General features: G+C 65.5%; 10 protein-coding genes. All 10 read left to right on the top strand.

Annotated elements, in window-relative coordinates; genetic code table 11:
* Window positions 1-7: 7 nt before the first annotated feature.
* The 10 genes from BQ7355_RS07120 (at window position 8) to BQ7355_RS07075 (ending at window position 12,638) form a co-directional block, all read left to right on the top strand.
* Entirely contained in the window at window positions 8-1,021 is a 1,014-nt protein-coding gene (locus BQ7355_RS07120) for a PhoH family protein (RefSeq protein WP_072415556.1), read from the top strand.
* Window positions 1,002-1,511 carry an rRNA maturation RNase YbeY gene (ybeY, locus tag BQ7355_RS07115; protein WP_072415555.1) on the top strand — a complete coding sequence of 170 codons (510 nt, stop codon included), beginning with the start codon at window positions 1,002-1,004 and terminating at the stop codon, window positions 1,509-1,511. The genes BQ7355_RS07120 and ybeY overlap by 20 nt, the downstream gene beginning before the upstream one ends.
* 25 nt (window positions 1,512-1,536) lie before the next feature.
* A complete protein-coding gene (locus BQ7355_RS07110) occupies window positions 1,537-1,917 on the top strand; it encodes a diacylglycerol kinase family protein (protein WP_072415554.1) in 381 nt (126 codons plus the stop codon).
* A 42-nt stretch (window positions 1,918-1,959) separates the two neighbouring features.
* Window positions 1,960-2,943 (top strand): GTPase Era, encoded by a 984-nt coding sequence (gene era / locus BQ7355_RS07105; RefSeq protein WP_072415553.1) that lies wholly within the window; start codon window positions 1,960-1,962, stop codon window positions 2,941-2,943.
* A 9-nt stretch (window positions 2,944-2,952) separates the two neighbouring features.
* Entirely contained in the window at window positions 2,953-3,705 is a 753-nt protein-coding gene (gene recO / locus BQ7355_RS07100) for a DNA repair protein RecO (RefSeq protein ID WP_072415552.1), read from the top strand.
* Window positions 3,706-3,912: 207 nt separating this feature from the next.
* Window positions 3,913-4,191, top strand: coding sequence for a 30S ribosomal protein S15 (rpsO, locus tag BQ7355_RS07095; RefSeq protein WP_072415551.1), 279 nt, complete (start codon window positions 3,913-3,915; stop codon window positions 4,189-4,191).
* A gap of 148 nt (window positions 4,192-4,339) precedes the next feature.
* Window positions 4,340-6,583 (top strand): polyribonucleotide nucleotidyltransferase, encoded by a 2,244-nt coding sequence (locus tag BQ7355_RS07090; RefSeq protein ID WP_072415550.1) that lies wholly within the window; start codon window positions 4,340-4,342, stop codon window positions 6,581-6,583.
* A 328-nt stretch (window positions 6,584-6,911) separates the two neighbouring features.
* On the top strand, window positions 6,912-8,591 hold the full coding sequence (locus tag BQ7355_RS07085; RefSeq protein WP_072415549.1) for a ribonuclease J: 1,680 nt from the start codon (window positions 6,912-6,914) through the stop codon (window positions 8,589-8,591).
* A 1-nt stretch (window position 8,592) separates the two neighbouring features.
* The gene (locus tag BQ7355_RS07080; protein ID WP_240307346.1) at window positions 8,593-11,334 is read left to right on the top strand and encodes an FtsK/SpoIIIE family DNA translocase; all 2,742 of its coding nucleotides are present in this window, start codon (window positions 8,593-8,595) and stop codon (window positions 11,332-11,334) included.
* Window positions 11,334-12,638: a helix-turn-helix domain-containing protein gene (locus BQ7355_RS07075; protein ID WP_072415548.1), complete on the top strand. Its 1,305-nt coding sequence runs from the start codon at window positions 11,334-11,336 to the stop codon at window positions 12,636-12,638. Before BQ7355_RS07080 ends, BQ7355_RS07075 begins: the two co-directional genes overlap by 1 nt.
* Window positions 12,639-12,660: the final 22 nt, after the last annotated feature.

The raw sequence follows: 12,660 nt of genomic DNA, 5'->3' as shown, positions 1-12,660 counted from the left end.
GGCGATCATGGCCGACACCTCTTCGATTGCGTTGCGGGTGCCCCGGGGCGTCGATAGCGTGCGCGCCTTCGGCGCTGGGGATGCCGTGCTTCGGACGCTGGAGCGCGAGCTCGATGCGCGTCTCGTGGTCCGAGGCGATCGCGTGCTCGTTGACGGGCCCACCGCGTCCGTGGAGCTCGCCGCGCGCTGCCTCGAGACCTTGTTCAATCGTGCTGCCCAAGGCGACGCCCTCGATGCGGCCGATGTGGTCAAGCTGGTGTCCGCTCGCCGGGGCGGTGCGCCCGGATCGGCACCGCATGACGGTCGCATTCTCACCTATCGCGGTCGCTCGATCCGTCCAAAGACCTCGGGGCAGGAGGCGTATGTCGAGGCGATCCGCTCCCATACGCTCTCGTTCTGCTTCGGTCCCGCCGGCACGGGCAAGACCTATCTTGCCATGGCTCTCGCCGTGGCCGCGCTGCACCGTCGCGAATGCGGGCGCATCGTGCTCACGCGCCCGGTCGTCGAGGCGGGCGAGAGCCTGGGCTTCTTGCCCGGGACGCTCGAGGAGAAGGTCGACCCCTATGTCCGGCCGCTCCTCGACGCCCTGTACGACATGATGGACGCCGACGAGATCGTGCGCGCCCTCGATGAGGGCACGATCGAGATCGCCCCGCTCGCCTACATGCGCGGCAGGACGCTCAACGATGCCTTCGTCGTTCTCGACGAAGCGCAGAACACCACCCCGGAGCAGATGAAGATGTTTCTCACGCGCCTCGGGTTCAACGCCCGGTTCGTCGTGACTGGCGACCTCACGCAGCGCGACCTCGTGGGCCGGCGCGGCGGCCTCTACGATATCGAGACCATCTTGTCGGGCGTCGAAGACATCGCCTTCGTGCACCTCGATCGATCGGATGTCGTGCGGCATGAGCTCGTCGGTCGCATCGTCGAGGCGTACGAGCGGTATGATGAACGGTGCGGCCGCGCAGATGCGGCCCGCAGAACTAGAAAGGAGCATGGGGATGGCGACGCTCATCGCTAACGACGGCGATCTCGACATGCTTATCGAGGGGCCGCTCGTATCCGCTGCCGTGAACGCGGTGCTCGTCCATGAGGGCGTCATCCGCGACGTCAACGTTTCCGTCTCGTTCGTGGATGAGGACGAGATGCGCGGGCTCAATGCGGCCTGGCGCGGAATCGACGCCCCTACGGACGTGCTCTCGTTCGAGTGCGACTCTCCGTTTGACGATGACGTCCCGGACGACGAGCCGATCGAGCTCGGGGACGTCATCCTGTGCCCCGGAGTCATCGCGTCGCAGGCCCCCGAGTTCGGCAACACCCCTGCCGAGGAGTGCCTTCTCATGCTCGTCCACGGCATGTTCCACCTGCTCGGGTACGACCATATCGACGAGCAGGGCGCGAATGAGATGGAGGCCGGCGAGCTCGCCGTCCTGCGCACCCTGGCCGTTAACCGCGGGCTCGATCCCCATTCCGTCCGCATCGGGCCCATGACCCGCCATCTTGACGACTGACTCTGACCGGAAAGGCATACGGACCATGATTCCCGGTTCCTCTTCAGACCACCCTTCGTTCCTCCGCTCGTTCGGCTACGCGATAGAGGGATTCGCGACCGCTGTCAGGACCGAGCGCAACATCAAGGTTATGCTCGCCGCCGGTGTCGTCGCCGTCGCGGCCGGCCTCGCCATCGGTCTCACGGCGGTCGAATGGTGCCTTGTCGCGCTGTGCTGCGGCATGGTCATCTTCGCCGAGCTCTGCAACACCGCGATGGAGGCCATCGTCGACCTCGCGACCCAGGAGTTGCACCCCTTGGCCAAGCGCGCGAAGGACATCGCCGCCGCCAGCGTCTACACCCTGTCCATCACGGCCGCTGTCGTCGGCGTCATCGTCTTCGCGCGGGCGCTCGGCTTCATCGCCTAGGCGCTTGAACCGTTATCACATGAGGAGGCCCCCTTGGAAGATATGATCGAATTCGACCCCTTCGCCGGCATGACCGACGATGAGATCGACGCGTTGGGCGTCGCGGACGAGGCGTGCGCGGTGCCCCCTGTCGGTGACGGGTTCCGCTCCGGTTTCGTCGCGTTGGTCGGCAGGCCCAACGTCGGCAAGTCTACGCTTCTGAACGCCTGCTATGGCCAGAAGGTTGCGATCGAGTCACCTGTCGCCCAGACGACCCGCAGGCGCATGCGCGCGGTCGTGAACCGTGACGACTTCCAGCTCGTATTCGTTGACACGCCGGGAATCCACAAGCCGAAAGACGGCCTGGGGGGCGAGCTGAACCGCAGCGCCCTCATGGAGCTCTCCGATGTGGACGTCGTGGCGTTCCTCATCGACGCGACCAAGCCCGTCGGCCGCGGGGACGCCTGGGTCGCGGAGCGCGTCAAGAAGTCCCCGGCGGTCAAGGTCCTCGTGGTCACGAAGGCGGACCGCGCCAATCCCGAGGCCGTCATGACGCAGATCGCCGCCGCGCACGAGCTCATGGATTTCGACGAGGAGATCGTGGTGTCGGCCACGGAGGACTTCAATGTCGAGCAGTTCATCCAGCTCGTTGCGAGCTACCTTCCCGCCGGGCCTAAATGGTTTCCCGATGACATGGGGGTCGATGTGACCGATGAGACCCTCGTGGCGGAATTCGTCCGCGAGAAGGTCCTGCTGCGCACGCGCGAGGAGATTCCTCATTCCGTCGGCGTGCTGTGCGACTCCTTTGAGCAGGATAAGCGCCTCCTGCGCATCCATGCGACCGTCTACGTGGAGCGCGAGGGGCAGAAGGGCATCATCATCGGCAAGGGCGGCGAGATGATCAAGCGTATCGGCACCGACGCCCGCCGGGACCTCGAACGCATCTTCGGGTGCAAGGTGCTGCTTCTGCTCGACGTCAAGGTCAAGCCGGGCTGGCGCGACGACGCGCGCGAGATTCGCCGGTTCGGCTACAACGCTGAGGACTGAGGCTCGGACGTGCCCGGGGCGCGCACCTACCGCACGACCGCCATCGTGCTCGGACGCACCAAGCTCAAGGAGACCGACCTTATCCTGACGCTCATCACGCAAGATGGGCGGCAGGTGCGCGCGGTCGCCAAGGGCGCGCGAAAGCCCGGAAGCCGACTCGCCGCGCGATGCGAGCTCGCCTGCTGCTGCGATATGCTGCTTGCCCATGGCAGGACGCTCGACATCGTGTCGCAGGCAGAGCTTCTCGAGGCCCCTTTGGGAGCGTCGCCCGATTACGACCTGCTCTGCGCCGCTTCCGCGGTGTGCGAGGTGGCTCGGCTGTGCTGCTATGAGGACGCGGTCGACCCGTTCGTCTTCGCGATCACGCGCGCCTTGCTCTCGAAGCTGGGGGCCGCCCCGGTGGACGGTCCCCATCTTAATCTTCTCGTGGCGGCTTACGTCTTCAAGGTCCTTTCCCATATCGGATATCGCCCCGACCTCTCGTCGTGCGTCGCATGCGGCGACCCTGCGCTCAGCTACTTCTCCGCATCCATGGGCGGCCTTTTGTGCTCCTCGTGCTCCCGCGACGTCGCCGGAGCCGAGCCCGTCGACTCCGCCTGCGTCACGCTGCTCCGCGCATGCATCGGATGCCGGTTCGAAGAGCTTGCGGCCATGGAGGTCGATGGCCCCAGCGCCGCGTTCGCGCTCGGGCTCTCCCACATCTGGGCGGCGACGCATCTCGATGCGAGGATGCGCGCATTCGAGTTCCTGCTGGGCCGGTAGCGATCCGCGCGAAGCCATGCCGCGCGAATCGCCGGGCTCTGATTTCGCTGCGTACGTGCAGGTATAGTGAAGCCAGATTCCTGTGGTATCATTCGTCAGCGTACTACCTTGGGCCTAGATGCGCGCTGCTCCAGCGGCTTCCCGGCTTGAGGCGAATATCGGATGCGTCGGCTGCTCGCCGCGCGTCCCGATCAGAAAGGTGAAATCATGACGATTTCCAAGGAGCGCAAGGCGGAGCTTACCGCCCAGTTCGGCAAGAACGCCGCCGACACCGGCAACCCGAAGGTCCAGGTCGCCATCCTGACCGAGCGCATCCGCGAGCTCACCGAGCACATGAAGTCCCACCAGAAGGACTTCCACACCCGTCGTGGCCTGCTCATGCTCGTCGGCCGTCGCCGTCGTCTTCTGTCCTACATCAAGAAGAACGACATCTTCGAGTACCGCGAGCTCATCAAGGAGCTCGGCATCCGCGACAATATCCAGTAGTCGTGCATGCAGGGGGCGCCGTTTCGCGGCGCCCCTTTTCATGTAAGGGGCGGTGACGCCATCGTGGTCGCCCCTACACCGATCGGCGGGAGGGTCCCGTCGACCTTAAGAAGCCCGCGCGCAAGGGGCGCGTGGGGATAGGAGAGAAATGTCACTCGTAAGCAAGACCTTTGACCTGTTCGGCAAGACCTACGTGCTCGAAGCCGGCGAGCTTGCCCGCCAGGCGACCGGTGCCGCCGTCGTGAAGCAGGGCGACTCCACCGTCCTCACGACGGTGGTCGTCTCCAAGGAGCGCAAGAACTACGACTTCTTCCCGCTCACCGTCGACTTCAACGAGAAGATGTACGCTGCCGGCCGCATCCCGGGCGGCTACCTCAAGCGCGAGGGCCGTCCCAGCGAGAAGGCCACCCTCACGGCTCGTATGATCGACCGCCCCATCCGTCCGAGCTTCCCGGACGGGTTCCGCAACGAGGTCCAGGTCGTCGCCACGCCGCTAGTCGCCGACCAGGCCAACCCGGTCGACGTCATCTGCGTCATGGGCGCCTCGCTCGCCATGACCATCGGAGGCGTCCCCTTCGAGGGCCCGCTGGCCTGCGTCCGCATCGGCCGCGACACCGAGACGGGCGAGTTCATCGTCAACCCCACGTATGAGGAGCGCGAGAGCTCCGATCTCGATCTCGAGCTCGCCGGTACGCGCGACTTCATTTCCATGGTCGAGGCGGGTGCGGACGAGGTGTCCGAGGAGGACATGCTCGCCGCCATGCAGTTCGGCCAGGAGGCCATCGGCGCCTTCTGCGACGCGCAGCTTGAGTTCGCTGCCGAGTGGGAGCGCGTCAACGGCCCGATCGCCAAGCGTGAGTACCCGCTCGACGAGCCGGTCGAGGAGGTCCACGAGCGCGTCTTCGCCCATTACGACGAGATGGCGGCCGCCCTCCGTGATGCCGACAAGCTGTCCCGCCAGGACAAGGTCGCAGACCTCAAGGAGGCCATTCGCGCCGAGTTCACCGAAGAGGAGCAGCTCGTCTGGGAGCGCGAGATCCCGGTGAACCTCAAGAAGCTCGAGAAGACCGCCATGCGCCGCATGGTCGTCGAGACCGGCGAGCGCGTCGACGGCCGTGCCGCCGACGAGATTCGTCCCATCATGGTGAAGGGCGACTACCTGCCGCTCGTCCACGGTTCCGGTCTGTTCCAGCGCGGTCAGACCCAGGTGCTCTCCGTCCTGTCGCTCGGCATGCTCAACGAGGGCCAGCGCCTTGACACCATCGAGCCGGTCGAGGGCAAGCGCTACATGCACCATTACAACTTCCCGCCCTTCTGCACCGGCGAGACCGGCCGCATGGGCTCCCCGAAGCGCCGCGAGATCGGCCACGGCAACCTCGCCGAGCGCGCGCTGCTGCCCGTCCTGCCCGACGAGAACGAGTTCCCGTACGCCATTCGCGTCGTGTCCGAGGTCATGGAGTCCAACGGCTCTTCCTCGATGGCGTCAACCTGCGGTAGCTGCCTCGCCCTCATGGACGGCGGCGTGCCCATCAAGCGCCCGGTCTCCGGCATCGCCATGGGCCTGATCCAGGAGGAGGGTGAGACCGTCGTCCTGTCCGACATCCAGGGCATCGAGGACTTCCTCGGCGACATGGACTTCAAGGTGACCGGCACCGAGCGCGGCATCACCGCGCTGCAGATGGACAACAAGGCCACCGGCCTCACGTTCGACATCCTCCGCCGTGCGCTCGAGCAGGCCAAGGAGGGCCGTGCGTTCATCCTGGGCAAGATGCTCGACGTCGTCCCCGCCCCGCGCGAGGAGACCCGCGCCACCGCGCCCAAGATCCAGACGATCACCATCCCCGTCGACAACATCCGCGACGTCATCGGTTCCGGCGGCAAGGTTATCCGCTGCATCCAGGACGAGACCGGCGCCTCCATCGATATCCAGGAGGACGGCACCATCTACGTCGGCGGCACGGGTGAGTCCGTGGCCGAGGCGATCGAGCGCATCGAGCTCATCGTCAAGGTCCCCGAGGTGGGCGAGGAGTACACCGGACGCGTCGTCTCCATCCAGCCCTTCGGCGCCTTCGTCAACCTGCTTCCGGGCAAAGACGGCCTGCTCCACATCTCTCGCGTCGCCAACGGCCGCGTCGAGAAGGTCGAGGACGTCCTCAACGTCGGCGATGAGGTCAAGGTCAAGGTCATCGAGATCGACGACCGCGGCAAGATCTCCCTCGATCGCCTCGAGAAGCCCGATGCGCCCGAGGGCTCTGCTCCTTCCGGCCATGAGCGCCGCGAGCGCGGTGACAGGCCCGGCCGCGAGCGCCGCGAGCGCGGCGGCCGCGAGCGCGGACCGCGCCGCCCCGGCGACAACGGCGGCAGGACGCCCCGTCGCCATCACGACGCCTAACCTGCGCCTATCTCCACGCGCAGCTTCGCCTTCTCGCGTTCAGGCGTGACCCAAGGGCCCCGGCATCTTGTCGGGGCCCTTGTTCATGTGCCGCCCCTGCGATTTCGCATGAGGGCCCGCGTGCGTGCCTCCTGAACCGCTGAGGTCGTGTTTCCTTCATGCAACCTTTACGCCCATATGTATGCCCGAACGGTCTGTTGGTAAAATGCAATCCATATGCGCCGTCTCGTTGACGGCGATTCGGGATCTGCGCGGACGCTCCGGCCCTGACCCAAGCCGACTCCGCTTATGTTGTATCAGCTTCACCGAAAGGAGCACATACCCGCTTATGGCAACCACAACTAAAAAGAAAGCTGCACCGCTCCGCATCATTCCGCTGGGCGGCCTTGACGGTATCGGCAAGAACATGACCGTCATCGAGTGCGGCCAGGATATGATCCTCATCGATGCCGGTCTCATGTTCCCCGATGACTCCCAGCCCGGTATCGACCTGGTCCTGCCCGACTACACCTATGTCCTCGAGAACGAGGACAAGCTCCGCGGCATCGTCATCACGCACGGCCACGAGGACCACACCGGCTCGCTCCCGTATCTCCTGCAGGACCTTAACAACAAGGTCCCCATCTTCTCCAGCAAGCTGACGCTCGGATTCATCGAGGGCAAGCTCGCCGAATTCCGTATCCGCGCCCCCAAGTTCCGCGAGGTGCACGGCGGCAGCCATGTCAATCTCGGTTGCATCTCCGTCGACTTCTTCTCGATGACGCATTCGATCCCCGGCGCGCTCGGCGTGTTCATCCGCACCCCGCAGGGAACCGTCATGCACACCGGCGACTTCAAGCTCGACCAGACCCCCATCGACGGCGTGACTCCCGACTACGCGGCGATCAACAAGTTCGCCAAGCAGGGGATCGACTTGCTGCTTTCCGATTCCACCAACGCGACCGTCCCGGGATTCACCCGGTCTGAGGCTGAGGTCGGCCCCTCGCTGTACGCGGCGATCAAGGATGCTCCGGGCCGCGTGTTCGTCGCGTCCTTCTCCAGCCATATCCACCGTCTCCAACAGATATGCGACGCCGCCAAGAAGTGCGGTCGCAAGATCGTGGTCACCGGTCGCTCCATGCTCACCAACACCCGCGTCGCGCGGGAGCTCGGCTATCTCAAGGTCGACGAGTCCGATATCATCGATGCCTACGACATCAACAACCTTCCCGAGAACAAGATCGTCGTGATGTGCACCGGGTCGCAGGGCGAGCCCTTGTCGGCGCTTTCCCGCATGGCCAACGGCGAGCACAAGACCCTGTCCATGCATGATGGCGACACGGTCATCATCTCGGCTACGCCGATTCCCGGCAACGAGAAGGGCGTGCAGGGCGTCATCAACAGCCTGGCGAAGATCGGCTGCGACGTGTACGACAAGAACCGCACGCTCGTCCACGTCTCCGGTCACGGCAGCCAGGAAGAGCTCAAGCTTATGCTCGCCATGACGCACCCAACGTACTTCATGCCGGTCCACGGCGAGGCTGTCCACCTGCGCGCCCACGCGCGCCTCGGGCGCAAGCTGGGAATCCCCCGCGAGAACATCTTCATTATGGACAACGGCGACACGCTCGAGATGCGCGGCGGCGTCGTGAAGCGCGGTCCTTCTGTCGAAAGCGGCGTCGTCTACGTCGACGGACTTCGCATCGGCGACACCGATCCCATCGTGCTTCGCGACCGTCAGAAGCTCGCAAACGACGGCATGGTCACCGCGGTCGCCATCGTCTCGCTCAAGCGCAAGAAGGTCGACGCCATCGAGTTCTCCGGTCGCGGCGTGTCTTTCACCATCGACGATGCATTCTCCGCCGATGCCTCGGCCTCCGTGCTGAAGACCATCGAGAAGGGGTCTTTCAACTACACGAGCAGCGGTACCGATGCGATTCGCAAGGCCGTTCGCGATTCCGTCTCCAACTTCATCTGGAACCACACCAAGACCCGCCCGATGATCATCCCGGTCGTCATGGAGGTCTAGCGTGGCGCAGGGTGGGAGCAAGACCAAGCGCCGCGCCGCCCAGCCGAAGGGCGGGCGCGCCGGCGCGGACAACCTACGGGGAAATCGCGCTCCGCATGTCGAGCACGATGTCGCGGAGCCCCTGCTTGACGGCGGCGCCGCCGCCGATATCGTGGGAGTCGTCCTCGCCGTCCTCGCGGTCGCTTCGTTCATCGCGGTCGTGACGCCGTCCTCGGCGCCGCTCACCCATGTCGTCGCACAGCTGTATCATCTGGGCTTCGGGCTCGGCGCCTACGTAATCCCGCTCGTCATGCTCGCTGCCTCCGTGCTGCTGTTTCTTCGCGGCGCGATCCATGTCCCCGCGCGCATCCTGGGCGGCGTCGCCTTGATTTTCGTCGCGGTCGAGTCCGTTCTGTCGCTCAACGCGCCCAACACCGGGCTTTCCACGGTCGGCATGTTCGAGCCGGAGGCGCTTGCCTCGTGCGGGGGCTATCTCGGGGCCTTCGTCGCAAGCGCGCTCCAGAACGCCCTCGGTAAGACTATCTCCCTGGTCGTGCTCATAGGGCTCGTGCTGCTCGGGCTTGTCATTATCGGCTTCTCCGTCGGTGATATGGCTCGGGCCGTCGCCTTCGGGGCCGAGCAGCTCGTCCGTCGTCGGCGCCCCGACGTCAACGCCGCCCCGTGGGGCGACGCAAACGTCGGGTCCTCGCCGCATGACGATACCTGCAACCCCGACCAGGTCCAGCGCCCCCTGTTCGACGACGAGGGGACCTTTGAGACGACCTATCTGGGCAACCGTTCCACGTCCGTTCTGGATCGCTCCGGCGATGAACCCGAAGAGGACCCGATTCTCGACGTCTCCGACCAGATCGCGGCGGAACGCGCAAAGACCACCCTCATTCCCGTCCGCGAGCATTTCGCGCCGCGATCCGGCGAAGTGGACGCGGTTCCTGCCGAAGCCGCATCCGCTCTGCGCCCTGCGACGTCGGATCTCGACGGCATCTCGGTTCCCGGTGGCGGATTCGTCTCGGATGATCTGCCGTGGGACGATGATGAGGATGCTGACGACCTGCGCGTTCGGACCCCCACCGGTGGCGCTTCCGCCGATTCCCCCGCAATGCCCGATTTCCTTCGTGCACACGCGACCGCGTCTTCCCATCAGAAGGATGGGCAGGGGAGCGTCGAGCCCCCTCGCGACGCCGCAGGCGATAAGACCGCGGAGCCGGAGGGCCGTGTCGCGAAAGAGCCCGAGGCCCCTGCCGTCCAGGAGGGCCTTACGCTCCCGCCCGCTTCCATCCTGCGGCATAATCCCGCCTCGGCTAAGTCGGCGAGCTCCGACAAGGAGCTCGAGCAGACGGCCAACGCGCTCCAGTCCACGCTCTCCGAGTTCAACCTGCACTCCCGCGTGGTGGGCTGGATCTCCGGCCCCACGGTCACGACCTTCAAGGTACAGCCGGGTGAGGGAGAGCGCGTGAGCCGTATCTCGAGCCTCGAGGACGATATCGCCCTGTCGCTCGCCTCCACATCCGTCCGCATCTTCGCTCCCATCCCGGGCACCTCGCTCGTGGGCATCGAGATTCCCAACCGAACGCGTCAGAACGTCAACCTGGGCGACGTCCTTCCCTATGCGAAGGGCGGTCCGCTCGTGCTCGCGATCGGTCGCGATGCTGAGGGCGCCCCGATCGTCGCCGACCTCGCCAAGATGCCGCACCTCCTTATCGCGGGCACCACCGGATCCGGCAAGTCGGTGATGATCAACTCCATCGTCATGAGCATGCTCATGCGCTCGACCCCTGAGGAAGTCCGGCTCATCATGGTCGATCCCAAGCGCGTCGAGCTCGCCGGCTATAACGGGCTGCCCCACCTGTACGTTCCCGTGGTCACGGAGCCCAAACAGGCCGCGAGCGCGCTGCAATGGGGCGTGTCCGAGATGGAGCGCCGCCTCAAGGTGTTCGAGCGCATCGGCGTCCGCAACATCTCGACCTTCAACGCCAAGCAGCAGTCCGGGGAGTTCGAGCACTACGACAACCCGCCTGCGAAGATGCCGTACCTCGTGATCATCATCGACGAGCTCTCCGACCTCATGATGGTAGCCGGCAAAGACGTCGAGGCGTCGATCGTCCGCATCGCCCAGCTGGGCCGCGCCGCGGGCATCCACCTGATCGTGGCGACGCAGCGTCCGAGCTCCAACGTCGTCACGGGTCTCATCAAGGCCAACATCACCAACCGCATCGCGTTCAACGTCGCGACGGGCATCGATAGCCGCGTCATCATCGACCAGATGGGCGCCGAGAAGCTCACCGGCTACGGTGACATGCTGTTCTCAAAGGTCGATTGGGGTAAGCCCAAGCGCATCCAGGGCTGTTTCGTCTCGGACGACGAGATCAGCCAGGTCGTCGAGTTCGTCAAGGAGCAGGGCGCTCCCGACTACCATGAGGAGATCCTTTCCGCTGTGGCTCCGGCCATGGTCGGGGGAGCTTCTGGCTTTTCTGGCCACGAACCCTCTGATGACGACCCGCTGATCTGGGAAGCCGCCCAGATCGTCGTCGAATCCCAACTCGGATCCACTTCCGGGCTCCAGCGTCGCCTCAAGGTGGGCTACGCCCGCGCCGGCCGTATCATGGATATGCTTGAAGAGAAGGGCGTCGTCGGTCCGCCGGACGGCTCGAAGCCGCGTGAGGTGCTCCTGGACGAGGAGGGGCTTGCCGCGCTTCAGCAGGTCGAGGCCCAGATGGCCGAAGACGATGGATATGGAGGGTTGTGATGGCCAGTCGATTCGGCGAGATGCTGCTGAACCGCCGCCGCGAGATGGGTCTTTCCATCCAGCAGGTAGCGAACACCATCAAGATGCGCCCGCAGATCATCGAGTACTTCGAGACGGGAAACTTCGCCGCCATGCCCCCGCGCGGCTACGCACAGGGGATGATCTCGAGCTATGCCCGGTTTCTGGGGCTCAACCCTCGAGAGGTCGTCGGGGCCTACTTCGACGAGCTCTATGTGTTCGAGCGCACCGGAGAGTCTGCGGGCAGCCGGTTCGCCGAGGGTGCGAGCGAGCCCGTTCCCCGGAGCTCTTCGAGTGCCGGGCGTTTCATGATGGTCGATACCCAGCTCCCCAGCTCGAGGTTCGGGCAGCGTCCTCCGCAGGCCGGGTACGTCTCCGACACCACGTCCGGGCATGTTCCCATGCGGGTCGCCGGAAACGAGCGGCGCGCCGCGAACCTGCCGCCCGCGCGACCCGTGCGCCACGGGTCCGGACGTCCCGGCCCCCATGCGGTCGATCGTCCTTCTTACGGCCTGCGCCGCGATGTGAGACCGAGTCCTTCGGAGCGCTCCGGACGCGCTCTCGGTTCCGCCCGTCCTTATCGGGAGGGCTCGCGTGGACGCGATGGGCAGCTTGGACGCCCTGTGCGTGCTCAGGAGGCGTCACGCCGTGCCGGCGGAGGGCCGCGTGGGCCCGTTGGGCGCGGCGGATCGCGCGGCGGCTCCCGGGCGCCTCTATACGATCCCCGCCTGCTCATCGGAGCCCTCGGCCTGATAGCCGTTCTGCTTGTCCTGGTCGTCGTCCTGCTCGTGCGCAGCTGCTCGACGGTGCCTGCTGCCGACAAGGACGCCGTCGCCACGACTGCCGTCACGGAGCAGTCCTCGTCGACGCCGCAGGGCGATGAGGACAAGGATGCCGACGACGCCTCGGCATCGGCCACTTCGGCGAGCACCGGCTCCTCGAGCGATCCGGCAACCGTCGAACAGGTCAAGGTGACCGTCTCCATCGCTGATGGCGAGAGCTCGTTCGTCGAGGTCAAGGTTGATGGCACGTATGCCTACTCGCATAATGCCGTGGGTCCGTTCAGCATGGAGTTCACGCCGACCGAGTCCCTCGAGATCACCGCGAGCGAGCCGTCGGCCGTCAAGGTCACCAAGAACGGGGAGAAGCTCTCTTGGGATACCAAGACCTCCGGTGTCGCAAAGCTTACCGTGACCGTTCCCAAGCCCGTTACCACGCAGGCCGCGACCAACGGCTCTGCCGACGACGGCACCACCGACGATTCCAGCGCTTCGGCTTCGGCGTAGCGCATGCAGAAAGGAGCCGCAC

Origin of the sequence: Collinsella phocaeensis, from assembly GCF_900119895.1 — a bacterium.
Lineage (GTDB): Bacteria > Actinomycetota > Coriobacteriia > Coriobacteriales > Coriobacteriaceae > Collinsella > Collinsella phocaeensis.
Note: the sequence above shows the minus strand (reverse complement) of the source record. Positions and strands in the feature narration are given on the sequence as shown.

What these genes read in the sequence shown, in the direction of transcription:
- BQ7355_RS07120 (WP_072415556.1), top strand. Translation starts at nt 8, where the DNA reads ATGGCCGACACCTCTTCGATTGCGTTGCGGGTGCCCCGGGGCGTCGAT.
- ybeY (WP_072415555.1), top strand. Translation starts at nt 1,002, where the DNA reads ATGGCGACGCTCATCGCTAACGACGGCGATCTCGACATGCTTATCGAG.
- BQ7355_RS07110 (WP_072415554.1), top strand. Translation starts at nt 1,537, where the DNA reads ATGATTCCCGGTTCCTCTTCAGACCACCCTTCGTTCCTCCGCTCGTTC.
- era (WP_072415553.1), top strand. Translation starts at nt 1,960, where the DNA reads ATGATCGAATTCGACCCCTTCGCCGGCATGACCGACGATGAGATCGAC.
- rpsO (WP_072415551.1), top strand. Translation starts at nt 3,913, where the DNA reads ATGACGATTTCCAAGGAGCGCAAGGCGGAGCTTACCGCCCAGTTCGGC.
- BQ7355_RS07090 (WP_072415550.1), top strand. Translation starts at nt 4,340, where the DNA reads ATGTCACTCGTAAGCAAGACCTTTGACCTGTTCGGCAAGACCTACGTG.
- BQ7355_RS07085 (WP_072415549.1), top strand. Translation starts at nt 6,912, where the DNA reads ATGGCAACCACAACTAAAAAGAAAGCTGCACCGCTCCGCATCATTCCG.
- BQ7355_RS07075 (WP_072415548.1), top strand. Translation starts at nt 11,334, where the DNA reads ATGGCCAGTCGATTCGGCGAGATGCTGCTGAACCGCCGCCGCGAGATG.